Origin of the sequence: Amycolatopsis sp. NPDC005961, assembly GCF_040629235.1 — a bacterium.
Taxonomy (GTDB): Bacteria; Actinomycetota; Actinomycetes; order Mycobacteriales; family Pseudonocardiaceae; genus Amycolatopsis; species Amycolatopsis camponoti.
This window is the reverse complement of the sequence record NZ_JBEXVF010000030.1, coordinates 35,620-52,966: the sequence shown is the minus strand read 5'-3', so window position 1 is coordinate 52,966 and position 17,347 is coordinate 35,620. Positions and strand designations below refer to the sequence as shown.

The window sequence follows — 17,347 nt, the reverse complement described above, 5'->3', positions numbered from 1 at the left end:
CCGGCGACGAGGACCACGGTGGCAGCGGTAGCGGCCAGGGAATGTCCGCTACTCGCGGCCGGCGCCGGGGGACCGCGTGGTTCCCACTTCGGGACCTAGGAACACCCTGTCCGGGCAACTACGGTTTGACGGAGATTCTCCAACCCCGACGCCCGGATGGATCCTCGGACAAAGGAGTTCGCATGGACAAGGTGCTGAGTCGTCGCGTCGCGCTGGTCACCGCCGCGGGTGTCACCGCCGGCCTGGCGGTGCCCGGTGTCGCCGCCGCCTCCTCCACCGACGCCAGCGTGGGTTTCACGCTCGACGCCGAAACGCTCGACGGCGGTGAGCAGGTCACGTCCCTCACCCTCGACACCTCGCGGCTCGGGCCGATCGACCCCGCGAGCCTGACCACCGGCACCTTCGGCGTGCACGTCGAGGCGACCAGCCCGATCGACACCGGCGGCCAGGACATCGGCTACGCCCTCGACCGGTCCGTGACGGCCGCGCGGCTCGACCGCCGCGGGAACATCGTCCTGGAGCTGAGCCACGGCGAAGGCCAGACCGGCGGCGGCACTCTCGGCTACATCAACAGCAAGGGCCGCAACGTGCGGCTCGACCTCGTCTACACCCTCACGCAGAACGCTCCCGTCCGCACGCGGCGCGGCCGGCCGGTCTCCATCGGCCGCTTCGCGCAACGCGGCTTGGTCAACCCCGAGGTCGACGCGTTCACCTACCACGCGTCCCGGTCCGGGATGAAGTACCGGCTGTACTCGCCGACGTCGGGACACGGCCGGCGGCCGTTGATCGTCTGGCTGCACGGCGGCGGAGAAGGCGCTTCCCTGCCGGACGGCTACTACGACAACGAGACCACGCTGCGCGCCAACCGGGGCGCGCTGGGGTTCGCCACCCGGGAGGCGCAAGGGATCTTCGACGGCGCCTACGTCGTCGCCCCGCAGAGCACGTCCGCCTGGATGGACGACGGTCCCCGCTTCGCCCCGCTCATCCACGAGATCATCCGGGACGTGCTCCGCACGCGGCCCGTCGACCCCGGACGCGTGTACGTCGCCGGCTGCAGCAACGGCGGCTACATGAGCGTGAAGATGACCACCGTCTACCCGGCGACGTTCGCGGCGTCGGTGCCGATCTGCGGCGTCGTCGCCGGCCGGAAGGCGGGCGACCCGCCGCTGGTGCCCGACGCCGAGCTGGCCGCGATCCGCACGCCCACCTGGCTGGTCGCCTCCCTCGACGACGACACGGTGGACCCGCGGGCCAACACGGTCCACGCGCACGAACTCATCCCGCGCTCCGAGGTGACGCTCTACGACCACGTCGTGTGGAACGGTCATCAGTTCCCGGGCCACTGGTCGTGGATCTACGTGGCCCGCAACGACCCGAGCGTCCGCGGCACCCACGTCTGGCAGTGGATGGCGCGGAAGCACCGGTGAGACCGGAGCCCGCGCGGCTCGGGAAGCTCGGGAAGTGAGACTTGCGTCCCGTTGCACGATGCGGCTTTCCATGGCTTACGCGGTGGAGGCGGCCACCGCCCGGCCCGGCTTCTTCGTTGCGCGAACCGGAATTTCGTGCCTTCCGGGGCGGGTCGTTAGCTTCCGATTCATGGAATGGAGCTTTCAGGCAGCCGAAGAACTCGTCGCCGCACTGCGTGCCGGCGCGGTGACGTCGGTGGAGCTGACCGACGAGGCGATCGCCCGGATCGAGCGCGACGACGAGGTGATCAACGCGATCTGCGTGCCGGACTTCGACCGCGCGCGGACCGCCGCGCGCCGGGCCGACCAGGCGCGTGCGCGGGGTGAGGACCGGCCGCTGCTCGGCGTTCCGGTGACGGTCAAGGAGTCCTACGACCTCGCCGGGCTGCCCACGACCTGGGGCATGCCGCCGCACCGGGACCACGTGCCGGCCGAGGACGCGGTCCAGGTGTCGCGGCTCAAGGACGCGGGCGCGGTGGTGCTCGGCAAGACCAATGTCCCGTTGGGGCTGCAGGACATCCAGAGCTTCAACGAGATCTACGGCACCACCACCAACCCGTGGGACCGCGGTCGCACGTCGGGCGGATCCTCGGGCGGGTCGGCGGCGGCGCTGGCCGCCGGGTTCGGCGCGCTGTCCATCGGCTCCGACATCGCCGGCTCGCTGCGCACCCCCGCGCACTTCTGCGGCGTCTACGCGCACAAGCCGACACTCGGACTGGCGGCCACCCGCGGCATGGTCCCGCCGTCCGAGCCGGCGTTGCCGGCCGACCTCGACCTCGCCGTCGTCGGTCCGATGGCCCGCACCGCCCGCGACCTCACGCTTCTGCTCGACGTCATGGCCGGACCGGACCCGCTGACGCACGGCGTGGCGCACCGGCTGGCGCTGCCGCCCGCCCGCCACGAGCGGCTCGGCGAGTTCCGGGTCCTGGTCCTCGACGAGCACCCGCTCATCCCGACCGGAGCCGCCGTGCGGGCGGGCGTGAACCGGGTGGCGGCCGCACTCGCCGACGGCGGCGCCTCGGTCGCACGGCACAGTCCGTTGCTGCCCGACCTGACCGAAGCCGCGACGCTGTACATGCAGTTGCTGATTTCGGGCTCGGTCGCGCGTTTTCCGATGGAGTCGTACGAGCCGCCGGGCGCGGATGACCGGAGTCTCGACGCCGTGCGGCTGCGCGCCTTGGCGTTCAGCCACCGCGACTGGCTGGCGGCGAACCACCGCCGCGAGGTCCACCGCGATGCTTGGCGGAGGCTGTTCACCGAGTTCGACGCGGTGGTGTGCCCGATCACGCCGACCCCCGCGTTCCCCCACGACCACCACCCGAACCCGATGGAAAGGCACATCGACATCGACGGCGCCGAGTACCCGTACTTCGACCAGCTCGTCTGGGCCGGCGTGGCCACGATGCCCGGCCTGCCCGCCACGGCCGTCCCCGCGGGCCGGTCCGCCGAGGGCCTGCCGGTGGGGGTGCAGCTCATCGGCCCGATGTTCGAGGACCGCACCCCGCTGCGCCTGGCCGAACTGCTGGAACAGAAGATGGGCGGCTTCCAGCCACCCGCCGCCAGGATTCGGTCAGCCGGACCACGGGGCGGCCGCGACGTTCAGGAGACCCTGCGCCGGTAGGCCGCGGTGGCGAAGGCGCAGGCGACGACGAGGATTCCGGCGCACCAGGCCAAGGCGGTCCAGCTGTCGCCGCCGACGGGCGCTTGCGTGAACAGGGCGCGGAGGGTGGTGACGATGGACGTCACCGGCTGGTGTTCGGCGAACCAGCGCACCGGCCCGGGCATGGTGCCGGTCGGCACGAACGCCGAGCTGAGGAACGGCAGGAAGATCAGCGGGTAGGCGAACGCGCCGCCGCCTTCGGCTGTCTTGGCGGTGAGGCCGGCGAGGACCGCGATCCAGGTCAGCGCCAAGGTGAACAGGAGCAGGATGCCGGTGACCTCGAGCCAGGCCAGGACGCCGGCGCTCGAGCGGAAGCCCATCAGCAGGGCGACGGCGACGTCGATCACGAGCGAGATCAGGTTGGCGACCAGCGAGGTCAGCACGTGGGCCCACAGCACGGCCGAGCGGGTGATCGGCATGGAGTGGAAGCGTTCGAAGATCCCGCTCTCGAGGTCGGAGAAGAGCCGCAGCGCCGTGTAGGCGATGCCCGAGGCGATCGTGATCAGCAGGATGCCGGGCAGCAGGTAGTTCACGTACGACGCCGAGCCGGTGTCGATCGCGCCGCCGAAGACGTAGACGAACATCAGCATCATGGCGACCGGTGTGATGACGGTCGTGATGATGGTGTCCGGGCTGCGGGTGATGTGGCGCAGGGACCGTCCCAAGAGGACGGTGGTGTCGCCGAGGGCGTGCGTGGTCATCGGTTCTCGCTTTCCGTGCGGTGGCCGACGACAGCGAAGAAGACGTCTTCGAGGGTCGGCTGTTTCTCGACGTACTCGACCTGGGCGGGCGGGAGGAGCTGCTTGAGTTCGGCGAGGGTGCCGTTCACGATGATGCGGCCCTCGTGCAGGATCGCGATCCGGTCGGCGAGCTGTTCGGCCTCTTCCAGGAAGATCACCGGTGAATCGCCGATCAGGCTCATGGCGATGTCCAGGCGGCGGCGCATGCCACCGGAGTAGGTCGCCACCTTTCGCGTGGCGGCGTCGGTCAGGGAGAAGCGCACCAGCAGGTCGTCGGCGATCTTTCCGGGGTACTTCAGGCGCCGGAGCCGGTGACCGCGGCGGTCCCCGCGTCCGGCTTCAGCAGCGTCGACAGGATCCGCACGACGGTGGTCTTGCCGGCGCCGTTCGAGCCGAGCAGGGCGAAGATGCTGCCCCGCTCCACGTCGAAGTCCACGCCGCGCAGGACCCGCAGTGATTTGTACGACTTCTCGAGGCCGCGAACTCGGATCGCTGTCATGGTCATCCCCTCGTCGGACTACTCAGTGGTGCTGAGTACTGGTATACAGTAGTACTGACTAGTGGCGCCAGGGCGAGCCCGGAGGAGCGATGGACGATCTGACGGAGATGCTGAAAGGCACCCTCGAAGGCTGCGTGCTCGAGATCATCGGCGGCGAGGAGACCTACGGCTACGCCATCACGCGCCGGCTGAACGACCTCGGCTTCGGCGACGTCGTCGAGGGGACCGTGTACACGATCCTGTTGCGGCTGGAGAAGAACAACCTCGTCCAGGTGACGAAACGGCCGTCCGAGAAGGGGCCGCCGCGCAAGTTCTACCGGCTCAACGAGGCCGGTCGCGAAGAACTCGGCCGGTTCTGGGCGAAGTGGGACTACGTGTCGTCGCGCATCGACAAGTTGAAGGAGGGCGGGAAATGAACTTCTGGGAGACCATCACCGGCAGCGACCTGACCCGGGAATACCAGGCGTTCGAAGCCAGAGCCGGCGCGCTGCCGGAGGACTACCGGGCGGCGTGGGAGCAGATCAAGGCACACCTCTTCCCGTACGGGGACTTCACCGGCCGCAACCTGATGCCGATCCTCGACGGCGCGCTGGGGCTGCTGGAGGAAACCGCGGCGGAGGGGCAGAGCGTCCACGACGTACTGGGGGACGACATCGGCGGCTTCTGCGCGGCGCTCGCCGGTGGGGAAGAGTCCCGGACCTTCCGCGACCGGTGGCGGCGACAGCTGAACAGGAATGTGGCGAGAAAACTCGGCCGGCTGGGAGGCTGACATGGGCATCCACGACATCATCGAGGGCAAGAAGCAGTGGCGGGCGCACCAGGCGCGGGTCAAGGCGCTCCCGCCGGACTACCGGATCGTCTACCAGGAAATGCAGAAGTACCTCTTCAAGGTCGGCCCGGTCGACCTGCTCGAGGGCAACCTGCTCTCGGGCATCGTCGACTTCTTCGAGGAGGGCGCGGCGACCGGTAGGGGAGTCCTGGAGGTGATCGGCGAAGACGTCGCCGCCTTCTGCGACGAGCTGATCAAGGACTCCCGGACCTACGCCGACATCTACCAGGATTCGATCAAGGAGAAGCCGGGGACGTAGCCGGTCAGTGCGGAAAGCGGCACATCCGGAATTTTCCCGGCGGAAGCGCAACAGCCCGCCGGGGTAGCGGCATCTTTAGGGTGTGCAGTTCGAAGAGTTCTCACGTGAGCAACTGCCCGGCCTGGTGCGCTTCGCGGGCGTGCTGACCGGTGACCGTGAGCTGGCCCAGGACGTGGTGCAGGACGCACTGGTGCGCGCGCACCAGGGATGGCGGCGGGTGGCGGCCGCGGACCGGCCGGACCTGTACCTGCGGAAGATGGTCGTCAACGGCTACCTCGGCTGGCGCCGCCGGTGGTATCAGCGGTCGGTGCACTCCGCCTCCGACGTCACCGGGTTCGGCGAGCCGACCGCGCCCGATCCGGCGTCGCGGATCGCCGAAGCCGACCACCTCACCGGCCTGCTCGCGGGGCTGAGCCGCGCCCAGCGGGCGTCGATCGTGCTCCGGTTCTACGAGGACCGCGACGACGACGAGATCGCCGCGGTCCTCGGCTGCGCGCCCGGAACCGTGCGCAGCCACATCTCGCGCGGCTTGAGCGCGCTGCGTGTCCAGCTCAAGGAAGGCAAGGAAAGCGTGTGATGACCGACCTCGACGACGTGCGTCGCGCCCTGCGCGCCCGGGAGTCCCTGGCGCCCGACCCCGGCGACGTGCTCGCCGCCGTGACCCGCCGGATCCGGCGCCGCCGCACGATCAGCGTCGCGGCCGTGACGCTCACCGTGGCCGCCCTCGGTGCCGGTGCCGTCGCGCTGCTGGACCGGGGCGTCGCGACGGTACCGCCGGCGACGCTCGCGAGTTCGGCGTCCGCCGCGCCGGCCGCCGGGACGGTACCCCCGCCCGCGCCGGCGATCAGCCTCCAGGACAGCTCCTGGGGCCTGCTGATGTGGTCCACCCGGCCGCACTTCGCCGCCCTGCACTACGGGCAGGCCCACCAGTACGCGTTCGAGATCGACGTCCGTGACGGCGCCGCACCGGCCAGTGCCCTGGCCGCGAAGCCGACGGCCGCCGGTCAGCTCCCGAACCCGAAGTCGGTCATGTGGCAGGACGGACCGGACCGGTGGATCTGGGCGAGGACCACGAAGCCCATGACGGCCGGGGAAATGCTGACCTTGCTGGGGAAGATCGGCACCACGCCGCCGGTGGTCGCGTCGCCGCTCAAGTCGGTGCGGGTGCCCGAGGGGCAGGAGATCGGCTCGTTCACCAGCGAGCCCGAGACCAACACCCTGGTGCTGTGCCCCGGCGCCGTGATCGGGAAAGCCCCGCTCGACAGCCGGTGCTTCTCCCTGACCGTGTCGCTGACGAGCCACTTCGCGGACAGCGCTTTCCCGCAGGACCCGCTGCCCGTGCACCAGCACCGGGCGGTCGGGGCCTACACCGTCGAAATCGACAGCTCGCCCGCCAACGAGCGGGCCGCGCGGGCGTTGCTGGACTCGGTCCGGCTCGACCGCTGAGGACAGCCGGGACGGCCGCCGCGCCCGGCTGTCCCGGTGCACGGCCGAACCGTCGACGGGACCCCCGGACCACATCCCTGCGGGCGAGAAGCCCGCCGCGGCCGTCAGGAGCTTCGATGCGTGCCTTCCTGCTCGTCGTCCTGGTGGGTCTCGTCTTCGGTTCGCTCACGGCGGCGGTCCGGCTTCGTCCCGCGAAAGCGCCGGCCACGGCGGGAAAGCCCGTCTCCCACCCACCGTCGACGCCGGGCTTCCCGGCCACCCGGGCGGCCCTGCCGGGTCCGGACGGCGGCAAGGTGGCCGTCGAGGTCCGGGGCGAGCTGTCCTGGGCGTTGCGGGAGCTCGGCACCGGTGCCGTGGTCGGCGACGGGACGTTGCGCAACACCACCGAATCGATGATCAAGATCTGGCTGGCCGTGGACTTCCTCGCGTCGCGGGACTCGCGGATCCCGGCCGAAGACGAGGCCCGGGTGACCCGGATGATCCGGGTCAGCGACGACCGCGCCGCCCAGACGCTGTACCTCCGGCTCGGCGGGGACGCCTCGATCCGGCGCATGATCTCGACCTGCGGGTTGCACGACACACTCGTCCACCCGGGCTGGTGGTCCAAGACCACGATGTCCGCGCCCGACGCGACCGAGCTCGGCCGCTGCGTGGTCCGCGGCCCGGGGGTGAGCCCGCAGTGGCGGGACAAGCTGCTCGGGCTCATGCGGTCGGTCGATCCCGCCACCGCCTTCGGCATCGCGGAGGCACCGGCGCTCGCGGGCCGGTCTCCCGCCGTCAAGAACGGCTGGACCCGGCACGGGACCTGGTGGGCGGTGAACTGCCTGGCGATCTGGGACCACTGGGTGCTCGCGGTCATGGTCCACTACCCGGACCGGGGTGACGAGCACCGGTACGGGGCCGAGGTGTGCGAAACCGTGGCCCAGCAACTGTTCGGCCGTGTCGACCCCGGTTTCGCGCCGGGGCCGGGGACCGGATGACGGCGACGGCCGCCGGCGCCGCGCTCACCCCGCGGCGCTGACGAGCCCGGTCCGGTAGGCCAGCACCACGGCCTGCACCCGGTCCCGCAGGTCGAGCTTGGTGAGGATCCGCGAGACGTAGGTCTTCACCGTTTCCACGCTCAGCACCAGTTCGGCCGCGATCTCCGCGTTCGACAGGCCGCCGGCGATCAGCTCCAGCACCGCCAGCTCCCGGGGCGCGAGCCGCTCCAGCGGACCTCCGGCGGGTGCCGCCGGCTGGATCCGGTCGGCGTACCGGCCGATCAGCGTCCGGGTCACCGCGGGGGAGAGCAGCGACTCGCCGCGGGCCACCGTGCGGACCCCGGCGGCGAGCTCGTCCAGGGGCGCGTCCTTGAGCAGGAACCCGCTCGCCCCGGCCCGGAGCGCGTCGTAGACGTACTGGCCGACGTTGAACGTCGTGACGACCAGGACCTTCGCCGGGGTCTCCGCGCCGGGGCCGGCGACGCGGCGGGTCACCTCGATCCCGTCCAGGAACGGCATCTGGATGTCCATCACGACGACGTCCGGGCGCAGCCGGCCGATCTCGGTGAGCGCTTCGCGGCCGTTCGCGGCCTGCCCGACGACCGCCATGTCGGGCTGGGCGCCGAGGACGGCCACGTACCCCGCCCGGATGAGCTGCTGGTCCTCGCAGATCAGCACCCGGATCGGGTCGCCGGTCACCGGTCGCTCCCCACCGGGGTGCCGCCGGTCGGGAATTGCGCGCTGACGCGGAATCCGTCCTCCGCGGGCCCGGCGGTGAACCGGCCGCCGAGCGCGCCGACCCGGTCGCGCAGCCCGGCCAGCCCGCGTCCACCGGAGCCGAGAACGCCGGGCGAGGTTGCCGGACCCCGCGTGGTCACCTCGATTTCGAGGAGGTCGGCACGGTAGCCGACGCGCACCGTCGCGGGACGGCCGGCGGCGTACTTCGCCGCGTTGGTCAGTGCTTCCTGCACGATCCGGTACGCGGTGAGCTCGGTTTCCGGCGGCAGCTCCGGCCGTTCGCCCGCTTCGACGAGCTCGACCACCCGGCCCGGCTGGTCGACGAGGGTGCGCAGGGCGCTCAGGCCCGGTGTGCGCGCGCCGGTCGCTTCGAGGACGCCGAGCAGGAACCGGAGTTCGGTGAGGGCGTCGCGACCCGAGCCGGTGATGGCGGCGAACACCCCGGGGGCGTTCTCGGGCGGGAGGTACCGCGCGGCGTCGGCCTGCACCACCATGGCCGTGACGTGGTGGGTGACGACGTCGTGCAGTTCGCGGGCGAGCCGTGCCCGCTCGTCCGCCGCCGCGGCCCGCGCGGTGAGCCGCCGCCGTTCGGCCTCCTGCCGCCGTCGTTGCCGCACCAGGGTGCCCAGCGACCAGAACACGACCAGGACCGCGTAGTACAGGAGGTAGGTCAGCACGCCCGTGGGGGATCCGCGCAAGGTGACCGAGACCGCGAAGACCAGGTACCCCAGGGATATCGCCGCGGGCAGCGCCCGGCGGAACCGCTCCTCGCGCGCCCCGGCGGAATAGAGCGCGAAGTACAGCGCGAGGCTGCCGATCGTCGGTGGGTACGCGAGTACTTCGTGCGCCCCGAAACAGATCGCGATGAGCACGAGGGTCGCCGCGGGCCACCGGCTGCGCACCGCCAGCGGGAGCGTCTGCCCCAGCACCAGCAGCACCGCGAGGAATCCGCCGTCGTGCCTCGGCAGGTCGCCGAACTGGGCCCCGATCATCCCGAGCCCCGGCACGAAAGCGGCGGCCGTGACGGCCACGGCGAGGGCCAGGTCCCGGACCTCCGGGGTGACGTCCGCCCAGCGGTCCCGGAGACGTCCCAGCTTCGGCATGGCGGGGAGCCTAGCGAGGTCCGGCACGCCCCGGTCGTCCCGGCGGGAAAGGCGTTCGCACGAAGGAGTCCCGAGTGGTTCCGGGGGCAGGAATCAGGGTCCGCCGGGGCAGTTCGGTGCTGAATCCGCGGACTTTCCGCCACCGGGCGGCGGCCGCCCCTCCCCGGGACGGCCGCCGCCCGGCCGGGGTCACGGCCGCTTGACGTCGGTGCAGTCGAGGTCCTGGTCCGGCAGCCGGCCGGTGTCGAGGAACGCCACCGTCGCGTTGTCGGCGCAGGCCGAACCTTCGTGGTAGACGTAGTGCCCGCCGTTGTCGACGCCGACGAACGCGGCCCCGTCGCCCAACGCGCGGTGCAGGCCGACGCCGGAGTCCCACGGGGTCGCGTGGTCGCGGCGGTTCTGCAGGATCAGCGTGTTGCGCGCGCCACCGGTGGTCACGGCGACCGGCTTCTCGATCGGCTGCGGCCAGAACGCGCACGGCCAGATGTTCGCCGGCATGCCCGCGCTCAGGGGCCAGGCCTTGCGGTCGGCGGCCGTGCGCTGGGCGTAGCTGCCGACGTCGTGGGACCACTCGGCGTCACCGCAGGTCAGCGCGAGGAACACGGTCGCCTGGTTGTCCGCCGGCACGCCCGGGGCCGCCGGGGAGTCGGCGAACACCTGCTGGAGCACCTTGCCGTCGGCGTCGGTGACGTGCCCGTCGGCCAGGTCCGCGGCCGCTTTCCAGACCTGGGCGAGCACCGGGAGCGTGTCGTTGTGGAGCAGCAGGGCGTAGGTGACGCCGCGCAGCAGCGCCCCGCTCAGCGCCTGCGGTGTGCCGGGCACCGGGGCCGGCCGGCGGTCGAGCCGGTCGGCGAGCGCGAGGTAGTTCCGCGTGACCTCCTCGGGGGTGGCGCCGAGCCCGAGGGCGGCGTTCTGCGCGGCGGCGACGGCGGCCGCGTCGGGGAACCGCTCGGCCATGCCCTTGCCCCAGCTCTCCGCTTCCCCGGCCCAGACGTGGGCGGGATCGACGTTGCCCTCCAGGATCATGCGGTCGGTCCGGGCCGGGTACAGCGCGCGGTAGACGGTCCCGAGGTAGGTGCCGTAGGACTGGCCCCAGTACGAGATCTTGGCTTCGCCGAGGGCTTCGCGGACGCGGTCGAGGTCGCGCGCGGTGTTGGCCGTGGTGAAGTAGCGCAGATCGGGCTTCGCGGCGCACTTCGCGGCCGTCGCGCGGGCGGCCTGGACGTTCGCGTCGATCGAGCCGTCGGCGGCGGGGTAGGGGAAGAGCGCGGCGATACTCAGGTTGTCGAGGCCGCAGCTCTGCGGGGTGCTGGTCCCGACGCCGCGCGGGTCGAAGCCGATCAGGTCGTAGCCGTCCAGGACGGACTTGGGCAACGTCGGCGCCATTGCGCTGGGCGTGTCGAGACCCGGCAGCGCGGGGCCACCCGGGTTCAGCAGCAGGACGCCGTGGCGCTTCGCCGGGTCGGTGGCGCCCAGGCGGGAGATCCCGACCTCGATCGACGCGCCGTCCGGATGGCCGTAGTCGAGCGGCACCTTCACCTTCGCGCAGGTGAGCCGCGGATCCCGGGCCGTGCCGGGCGCCGCCGCCGGGCACGGGCCCCACGGGAGAGCCGCCGCCGCGGGGGTGTCCTCGTCGTCCGCGCTGTCACAGGCGGCCACGCCGAGAACGGTCAGGCCGGTGACCGCCAGGGCCGCGGCGAACCGGTGGCTCCGTCGCCCGGACCCGCGTGTCTTGCTCATGTGCTCGCCCTCCGATTTCCGCGCCGGCGAACCCCTTGCGGTCCGCCGCACGCGGTGAAGGCGACGAAGTTATCGAGATCGGGGCGGCGAAAACGTCACCCCGGAGCGAGCAGTCCGAGTAGCTCGCCCGGGGGACAACGGGCTCAGAGGGATCCCGCGAGGCCGGCCGTCACGTCGGTCAGGAGCCGGTCGAACTTCCGCAGCACGTCCTGCGGCGGCGGCGTCCGGATGTATCCGAAGTAGACTTCGACGAAGACGACGTTGTGTCCGATGTGGACAGTGTAGTCCCGGCTGATGACGGCGGCGGGCTTGCCGTGGAACCGCCCGGTCAGCGAGCGGTTGCGCGTGCGAGCCGGCTGGGGGAGCGCGGGCGCCGGTCCCGGGGTGAGGACGCCGTCGAGGTAACCGCCGTCGAAGTTCTTCTGCGGGGTGCGGAAACGCGCGCACGCGCTCAGGGCGTCGTCCATCGTGGAGAACAGGTCGTCGACGCCGGTGTAGGACGTGATCGATGCCGACACGAATCCGCCGCCGACGGTGCCGTCCGCCGCGAAGGCGTAGGTGCGCTCGACGTCGGCGGTGCGCGGCAGGGCCTTCTCGGTGGCGCTGAGGCTCTTTTCCGCGGCGTCACAGGCGGGCGGGGTCACCGTTTCCGGCGCCGATGGTGCGTTGTCCTCGAGCCGCGCGTCGGGGGGAAGGAGCGCGGGAAGGCGCGAGAGTGCCGCGGTGACGGCCGGTTCGTCCAGCGGCCGGCCGTGGTCCGCCGCCGTCGGCGGGGCCACCGGCGGGGCCGGAGCCGGCACGGCCAGCGCGGCGACCGCTCGACCGGCCGCGTAGTCGGACTCGGCGACGGTCACCGCCGAGAGCCCACCGCCGACCAGGGCCACGGCCAGCAGGACGGTGGCGGCACCGGACCCCACGGCCCAGGCCGCCGCGCCCCACCGCGGGTTCCGGCGCGCCCAGGCGGACACGAGCGGCGAAGTCAGCGGAAGCGTGACGATCAGCGCGACCACCAGGAGCCAGCCGGGAAGCTGGACGGACTGCTGGAACACCGTCGATTCCCGGGCGTAGCCGGCGATCCGGACGGCCGTGTACTGGATGGCCCCGGCGACGGTGGTGACGAGCAGGCCACCGGCCAGCGCCGGCGCCACCCCGGCCAGGGCGGCGCCGCGACGCCGGTTCGCGAGCACGACGGCCACGGCCGCGACCAGCCCGGCGAACGCGCAGATCCACCACCGCTGGTAGGCCAGGACGTACCGGACGCTGTCGTCCTGGACGTCGTGCACCCTTACGAAGAAGGACAGCGCGGCGGCGGTTCCCCCGGCCAGGGCCGTCACCGCGATCACCGCCCCGGCGACCGGCCGGGGCCGGCGCCACCGCGACCGCGCGGCGACCGCCGCGAGCCCGGCCAGGAGCACCGCCGGGGCGTACTGCCACGCACGATCACTGCCGAGCCCGGCGACGTGCCCGCGAGCGACCGCCGGGTCGTGGAACAGGAGGTAGGTCGCCACCGACGACGCGGCCCCGCCGACGGCCGCCGCCAGGGTGACCGCGACGGCGAGCGCGGCGCCGGCCAGGCTCAGCCGGTGGCGCGGGACGCTGCCCGCGGGAACGGCGAGGCGGGTCGCGATCGCCGACGTCAGCACGCCGACCGCGAACGCGGCCAGCGTCAGCACGACGACCAGCAGCGGCCGTTCCGGAGCGAAGAAGTCGGTGATCGCGGCGCTCGCCCCCGGCGTCGGCAGGCAGAACCCGGCGACCAGCCCGAGCACGGCACCGGCCCGGGGGCCCGCCCACGCGGGCTTCTCCCGCGCGGCCCGGCGGGTCCACGCGGGCAGCACGACCGTCGTCCAGAGCAGCGCAGCCACGGTCAGCGCGACGTCGGCGGACAGCCGCGGATCCTCGTCGACGAAGCCGAGCAGGTTCCTGAGCACGGCCTGGACGCCGTGGTAGGTCAGCATCGCCACGACGCCGGCGGCGGTGGTGAAGACGAAACCGCCGTCCCAGTGCGCACCGCGGCCGGCCGGCGCGAGCCGGTCCGACACCGCCGGATGCGTGCGGAACACCCGGCCCGGCCACGAAACCGGGCTGCTTCCGGCGCGCAGGACGGTGGCCATGACGTCCGGATCGCCCGTGGCGTCCACCGCGTACCGGTCGGCGGCCAGCTCGCGGTGGCGCAGGAGTGCCGCGCGGACCACGATCAGCGCGACGGCGGTGACCGCGGCCACGATCAGCGATCCGCCGTAGAAGTCCCACATCGCCTCGGGCACGCCCATGATCGGGAGCAACGCCAGGACCAGCACCGGGAAGACCAGCCAGCCGGCCCACCAGACCGCCGAGGCCCACCAGATGTCCCGCGCGCGGACGTGACCCAGCTCGTGCAGCACGACGACGTCGAACGCGGCCTGATCGGCGTAGGCGCAGGCCTGGGGGACGACGACCCAGGGTCGGCCGCCGGGCAGGCCGGCGGTGAACGCGTCCGTGACGGCCGTCGCGGGCGGGGCGACCACCAGCCGCGGCCGGCGGCGTCCGGTCAGGCCCTGGCTGTCGCACAACGTCCGGAAGCGGGCGGTCAGCGGCTCGAGGTCGGCGGGCGGCACCCCGGCGAGCCGGGAGGCCCGGAGCCGCCGGCGCGTGCCCAGGCCGCCGAGGACCATCAGGAGCCCGGCCGCGGCGGGCAACGCGGCCGCCCCGGCGAGGCTGGTGAACGCGAGCCGCCGGTCGTAGTCGCGCGTACAGGTGGCGTAGACCGGCCCGGCGGAAACCGGCTGCGTCGTCTCGGAGATCGAAATCCCGTTGCGGGCCAGGCAATCCTGCGCCGCGGTGTAGTCGCCGAAGTCGTGCGTGACGAACAGGGCCTCGGCGGCGCCCGCACCGGTGGCGGCGAGTGCGAGCGTGACCAGGACGTAGACCCACCACAGGCGCGACGGTGCGGGCACGGCGCGCAGGCGGTGCCCGGCCTCGGGCTCGTCCGCGGCCGGGAGGACGGGGGCGCTCACCCGCGTCCCCCGTCCGCCGCCCGGCGCAGGACACCGTGCACGGCGTCGCTCAGCAGCGTCGCCTCGGCCTCGTTCAGGCCGAGCGTCCGGCCGTGGTCGACGCACGCGGCCCGGATCTCGTCGATCCGGTCGACGTCCAGGACGAGCTGCGCCGGCCTCGCCGCCGGCGGTCGCCGGCGCCACCACCGGCGGCGTTGCAGACCGGCGAACCCCGCCGCGCCCAGCACCTGCCCGGCCGTGTTCGTCAGCAGCGGGAAGATGATGGTGCCGAGCACCGAGAAGTCCGTTCCCCCGAACCGGACCTCGCCGCCGGACCAGCCTTTCGCGGACCGGCGGGGATCCTTCCCGGCCGTCCACTCGGCGGTCACCAGCGCGAGGTAGGGCAACTGCCGAGGGGCGACCTCGGCGACCACTTCCCGCGCGAGGTCCGCGAAATCGATCGTGATCCGGGCGGGCGGCACCTCGCTCTCGCGGCTCTCGCGGCCGACGTTCTCCGGACGGGGCATCCCGGTCATCCGTTCATCCGATCCACACGCTCACACAGCACGAACAGCACGGGGCGTCAGTCGTCGCGCGTGCGCCGGGAGTTACAGCGGCGGCCGAACTTTCTTCTGGCGGACGCCGCGCCTCGTCCCGGGTGACGGGCGTCATCTGGACTGTTCGTCCAAGGCTTGTACAGTCAGTCCGGTGAGCAACGAGCACCCTGTCGAAGCGCTCGCCCGGGCGCGCGATGTCTGAGCGGGACGCGATCCTCGCCGCGCTGGCTCCGGTGGCCGACGGCATCGCGGCGACCTTGGGCTCGTTCTGCGAAGTCGTCGTCCACGACTTCCGCCGCCCGGAGACGTCGGTGGTGGCGATCGCCGGATCGGTCACCGAACGCAGCGTCGGCGGGTCGATGAGCGAAATCGGCATGGGCCTGCTGGCACGCGGCGACGACGCCGAGGACCAGCTGAACTACGTCACCCGCACCGCGTCCGGGAAGCTCGTGAAGTCGTCCACCATGCTGCTGCGCGACAGCGGCGGCGCGGTGTTCGGCGCGCTGTGCGTCAACCTCGACGTGACGGCCCTCGGGCAGCTGCGGACTCTCGTCGGCGAGCTGGCCGAGACCGGGACAGCCACCGAGACACCGACCACGACGTTCGGCGACGACGTCGGCGCGGTCGTGGACGCGATCGTCGACGAACACCAGCTGCGCCTGAACAAGCCGTGGGCCGCGCTGAGCCGCGACGAACGCCTCGACCTGTTCCGCAGCCTGCACGAGCGCGGCGTCTTCGCCGTCCGGCGCGCGGTGCCCCAGGTCGCCGCCCGGATCGGCATCTCCCGCGCCTCCGCCTACACCTACCTCGCCGAAATCCGCGCCCCAGGAGCCTCATGACCCCGCCAGTGACCTTCGACGACATCCGCGACGCCGCCGCCCGCCTGGCCGGCGTCGCCCACCGGACCCCGGTCGTGCGCTCGCGCACCCTCGACGACCTCGTCGGCGCCGAAGTCCTGCTGAAGTGCGAGAACCTCCAGCGCATCGGGGCCTTCAAGTTCCGCGGCGCGTACAACGCCGCTTCGCGGCTCTCGCCGCAGCAGCTGGCCAAGGGGATCGCCGCGTACTCGTCCGGCAACCACGCCCAAGCCGTCGCGCTCGCCGCCCGCGAACTCGGGAGCAGCGCGGTCATCCTGGTCCCCGAGGACACCCCTCAGTCCAAAGTGGACGCCACCAGGGGGTACGGCGCCGAGATCGTCACCTACGACCGCTACACCGGCGACCGGGTCGCGCTCGGCGAGGCGCTGGCGGCCGACCGGGGACTGGCGCTGATCCCGCCGTACGAGCACCCGCACGTCATCGCCGGCCAGGGCACCGCGGCGCTGGAACTGCTCGAAGACGCGGGCCCGGTCGGCACCCTGGTCGTCCCGGTCGGCGGCGGTGGTCTGATCGCGGGCAGCTCGACCGCCGCGAAGGCGCTGCGGCCCGGCATCCGCGTCGTCGGCGTCGAACCCGAGGAGGGCGACGACACCAAGCGCTCGCTCGAGGCGGGCGAACGCGTCTCGATCCCCGTCCCGCGGACCATCGCCGACGGCCAGGCCGCCTCGATCCCGGGCGAGCTGACCTTTTCGATCAACCGGAACCTGGTCGACGACATCGCGCTGGTCTCCGACGACGCTGTGCGCGAAGCGATGCGATTCGCCTTCGAACGCCTCAAGCTCGTCCTCGAGCCCAGCGGCGCGACCGGCCTGGCCGCCCTGCTCAGCGGTCAGGTGACCGCGTCCGGCCGGGTCGGGGTGATCATCAGCGGCGGGAACGTCAGCCCGGAACGCTTCGCGGAGCTCACGACCCGGTGATGGCCAGCAACGCCGCGGTGAAGGGAGCCGGGTCGAGGTCGCCGCGCACGGCGAGCTGCTGGGTGTAGCCGTGGCAGAGGGCCACGAAGGCTTCGGCGATGCGGGCCGCCTCGGCCGGCTCGCGGCCGGGGAGGAGCGCGGCGACCGCGCCGCGCAGGTCGTCGAGCTGCCGGTCGACGAGGGCGGCGAGCGGCGGGGAGACGGCGGCCTCGGCGTAGATCTGGGCGACCAGCCGCGCGTGGTCCTCCTCGCGCGCCAGGGTGCGGACGTGCTGGAGGAAGGCGTGGACGGACTCGGCGGTCAGCTCGGCGGGCAGCGCCTGGCCCGCCTGGTCGCAGATGGCGGCGACGATCTCGTCCTTGCCCTTGAAGTACCGGTAGATCGCGCCGACGGAGAGGCCGGAGGCTTCGACGATATCGGTCATGGACGTCCGCGCGAAGCCGTGGGTGGCGAAGCGGGCGCGGGCGGCGTCGAGGATCTGCCGGCGCCGCGCGTCGAGGTGGGCTTGGGTGACTCTCGGCATAAAAGAACGACCATTCGTTTTTTCTGGTAACGTCCGA

Annotated in this window: 17 protein-coding genes and 1 pseudogene; 10 read left to right on the top strand and 8 right to left on the bottom strand. The window is 72.5% G+C overall.

Features of this window, described 5'->3' with window-relative positions; all coding sequences use genetic code 11:
• Positions 1-182: 182 nt before the first annotated feature.
• Positions 183-1,427, top strand: coding sequence for a PHB depolymerase family esterase (locus ABZ342_RS25610; RefSeq protein WP_360477654.1), 1,245 nt, complete (start codon positions 183-185; stop codon positions 1,425-1,427).
• A gap of 169 nt (positions 1,428-1,596) precedes the next feature.
• Positions 1,597-3,087 carry an amidase gene (locus ABZ342_RS25605; RefSeq protein ID WP_360477651.1) on the top strand — a complete coding sequence of 497 codons (1,491 nt, stop codon included), beginning with the start codon at positions 1,597-1,599 and terminating at the stop codon, positions 3,085-3,087.
• Here the strand turns inward: ABZ342_RS25605 and ABZ342_RS25600 are convergent.
• Together ABZ342_RS25600 and ABZ342_RS25595 are read right to left on the bottom strand one after the other, a co-directional pair.
• Entirely contained in the window at positions 3,066-3,827 is a 762-nt protein-coding gene (locus tag ABZ342_RS25600) for an ABC transporter permease (RefSeq protein WP_360477648.1), read from the bottom strand. The genes ABZ342_RS25605 and ABZ342_RS25600 overlap by 22 nt on opposite strands.
• Positions 3,824-4,371 (bottom strand): annotated as a pseudogene (locus tag ABZ342_RS25595) (ATP-binding cassette domain-containing protein). The gene ABZ342_RS25600 and the pseudogene ABZ342_RS25595 overlap by 4 nt, the downstream one beginning before the upstream one ends.
• A gap of 83 nt (positions 4,372-4,454) precedes the next feature.
• Here ABZ342_RS25595 and ABZ342_RS25590 point away from each other — a divergent pair.
• The 6 genes from ABZ342_RS25590 (at position 4,455) to ABZ342_RS25565 (ending at position 7,879) form a co-directional block, all read left to right on the top strand.
• The gene (locus tag ABZ342_RS25590; protein ID WP_360477646.1) at positions 4,455-4,781 is read left to right on the top strand and encodes a PadR family transcriptional regulator; all 327 of its coding nucleotides are present in this window, start codon (positions 4,455-4,457) and stop codon (positions 4,779-4,781) included.
• Positions 4,778-5,134: a DUF1048 domain-containing protein gene (locus ABZ342_RS25585; RefSeq protein ID WP_360477644.1), complete on the top strand. Its 357-nt coding sequence runs from the start codon at positions 4,778-4,780 to the stop codon at positions 5,132-5,134. The genes ABZ342_RS25590 and ABZ342_RS25585 overlap by 4 nt, the downstream gene beginning before the upstream one ends.
• 1 nt (position 5,135) lies before the next feature.
• Complete coding sequence (locus ABZ342_RS25580) at positions 5,136-5,453, top strand: DUF1048 domain-containing protein (protein ID WP_360477641.1); 318 nt, start codon at positions 5,136-5,138, stop codon at positions 5,451-5,453.
• Between the two features lie 82 nt (positions 5,454-5,535).
• Complete coding sequence (locus ABZ342_RS25575) at positions 5,536-6,030, top strand: SigE family RNA polymerase sigma factor (protein ID WP_155542810.1); 495 nt, start codon at positions 5,536-5,538, stop codon at positions 6,028-6,030.
• The gene (locus tag ABZ342_RS25570; protein ID WP_360477637.1) at positions 6,030-6,899 is read left to right on the top strand and encodes a hypothetical protein; all 870 of its coding nucleotides are present in this window, start codon (positions 6,030-6,032) and stop codon (positions 6,897-6,899) included. The genes ABZ342_RS25575 and ABZ342_RS25570 overlap by 1 nt, the downstream gene beginning before the upstream one ends.
• Before the next feature lie 116 nt (positions 6,900-7,015).
• A complete protein-coding gene (locus ABZ342_RS25565; RefSeq protein WP_360477634.1) occupies positions 7,016-7,879 on the top strand; it encodes a serine hydrolase in 864 nt (287 codons plus the stop codon).
• A 24-nt stretch (positions 7,880-7,903) separates the two neighbouring features.
• Here ABZ342_RS25565 and ABZ342_RS25560 read toward each other — a convergent pair whose 3' ends face one another.
• The 5 genes from ABZ342_RS25560 to ABZ342_RS25540 form a co-directional block, all read right to left on the bottom strand.
• Positions 7,904-8,578 carry a response regulator transcription factor gene (locus ABZ342_RS25560; RefSeq protein WP_155542813.1) on the bottom strand — a complete coding sequence of 225 codons (675 nt, stop codon included), beginning with the start codon at positions 8,576-8,578 and terminating at the stop codon, positions 7,904-7,906.
• A complete protein-coding gene (locus ABZ342_RS25555; protein ID WP_360477631.1) occupies positions 8,575-9,720 on the bottom strand; it encodes a histidine kinase in 1,146 nt (381 codons plus the stop codon). The genes ABZ342_RS25560 and ABZ342_RS25555 overlap by 4 nt, the downstream gene beginning before the upstream one ends.
• Positions 9,721-9,909: 189 nt before the next feature.
• A complete protein-coding gene (locus tag ABZ342_RS25550; RefSeq protein WP_360477629.1) occupies positions 9,910-11,460 on the bottom strand; it encodes an alpha/beta fold hydrolase in 1,551 nt (516 codons plus the stop codon).
• A gap of 143 nt (positions 11,461-11,603) precedes the next feature.
• Positions 11,604-14,456: a M48 family metalloprotease gene (locus ABZ342_RS25545; protein ID WP_360477626.1), complete on the bottom strand. Its 2,853-nt coding sequence runs from the start codon at positions 14,454-14,456 to the stop codon at positions 11,604-11,606.
• Positions 14,453-14,971: a hypothetical protein gene (locus ABZ342_RS25540; protein WP_360477623.1), complete on the bottom strand. Its 519-nt coding sequence runs from the start codon at positions 14,969-14,971 to the stop codon at positions 14,453-14,455. The genes ABZ342_RS25545 and ABZ342_RS25540 overlap by 4 nt, the downstream gene beginning before the upstream one ends.
• Positions 14,972-15,186: 215 nt before the next feature.
• On the opposite strand from ABZ342_RS25540, the gene ABZ342_RS25535 reads away from it, so the two are divergent.
• Together ABZ342_RS25535 and ABZ342_RS25530 are read left to right on the top strand one after the other, a co-directional pair.
• Positions 15,187-15,831: a PAS domain-containing protein gene (locus ABZ342_RS25535; RefSeq protein WP_360477620.1), complete on the top strand. Its 645-nt coding sequence runs from the start codon at positions 15,187-15,189 to the stop codon at positions 15,829-15,831.
• Positions 15,828-16,787, top strand: coding sequence for a pyridoxal-phosphate dependent enzyme (locus ABZ342_RS25530; RefSeq protein ID WP_360477617.1), 960 nt, complete (start codon positions 15,828-15,830; stop codon positions 16,785-16,787). The genes ABZ342_RS25535 and ABZ342_RS25530 overlap by 4 nt, the downstream gene beginning before the upstream one ends.
• Here ABZ342_RS25530 and ABZ342_RS25525 read toward each other — a convergent pair.
• A complete protein-coding gene (locus tag ABZ342_RS25525) occupies positions 16,774-17,310 on the bottom strand; it encodes a TetR family transcriptional regulator (RefSeq protein ID WP_155542820.1) in 537 nt (178 codons plus the stop codon). The two genes, ABZ342_RS25530 and ABZ342_RS25525, sit on opposite strands and share 14 nt — an antisense overlap.
• Between the last annotated feature and the right edge of the window lie 37 nt (positions 17,311-17,347).

Excerpts from the sequence above, each read along its gene's own strand:
- ABZ342_RS25580 (WP_360477641.1), top strand. The coding sequence starts at position 5,136 with ATGGGCATCCACGACATCATCGAGGGCAAGAAGCAGTGGCGGGCGCAC.
- ABZ342_RS25540 (WP_360477623.1), bottom strand. The coding sequence starts at position 14,971 with ATGACCGGGATGCCCCGTCCGGAGAACGTCGGCCGCGAGAGCCGCGAG.
- ABZ342_RS25565 (WP_360477634.1), top strand. The coding sequence starts at position 7,016 with ATGCGTGCCTTCCTGCTCGTCGTCCTGGTGGGTCTCGTCTTCGGTTCG.
- ABZ342_RS25525 (WP_155542820.1), bottom strand. The coding sequence starts at position 17,310 with ATGCCGAGAGTCACCCAAGCCCACCTCGACGCGCGGCGCCGGCAGATC.
- ABZ342_RS25590 (WP_360477646.1), top strand. The coding sequence starts at position 4,455 with ATGGACGATCTGACGGAGATGCTGAAAGGCACCCTCGAAGGCTGCGTG.
- ABZ342_RS25535 (WP_360477620.1), top strand. The coding sequence starts at position 15,187 with ATGTCTGAGCGGGACGCGATCCTCGCCGCGCTGGCTCCGGTGGCCGAC.
- ABZ342_RS25570 (WP_360477637.1), top strand. The coding sequence starts at position 6,030 with ATGACCGACCTCGACGACGTGCGTCGCGCCCTGCGCGCCCGGGAGTCC.
- ABZ342_RS25605 (WP_360477651.1), top strand. The coding sequence starts at position 1,597 with ATGGAATGGAGCTTTCAGGCAGCCGAAGAACTCGTCGCCGCACTGCGT.
- ABZ342_RS25585 (WP_360477644.1), top strand. The coding sequence starts at position 4,778 with ATGAACTTCTGGGAGACCATCACCGGCAGCGACCTGACCCGGGAATAC.
- ABZ342_RS25610 (WP_360477654.1), top strand. The coding sequence starts at position 183 with ATGGACAAGGTGCTGAGTCGTCGCGTCGCGCTGGTCACCGCCGCGGGT.
- ABZ342_RS25600 (WP_360477648.1), bottom strand. The coding sequence starts at position 3,827 with ATGACCACGCACGCCCTCGGCGACACCACCGTCCTCTTGGGACGGTCC.
- ABZ342_RS25530 (WP_360477617.1), top strand. The coding sequence starts at position 15,828 with ATGACCCCGCCAGTGACCTTCGACGACATCCGCGACGCCGCCGCCCGC.
- ABZ342_RS25550 (WP_360477629.1), bottom strand. The coding sequence starts at position 11,460 with ATGAGCAAGACACGCGGGTCCGGGCGACGGAGCCACCGGTTCGCCGCG.
- ABZ342_RS25555 (WP_360477631.1), bottom strand. The coding sequence starts at position 9,720 with ATGCCGAAGCTGGGACGTCTCCGGGACCGCTGGGCGGACGTCACCCCG.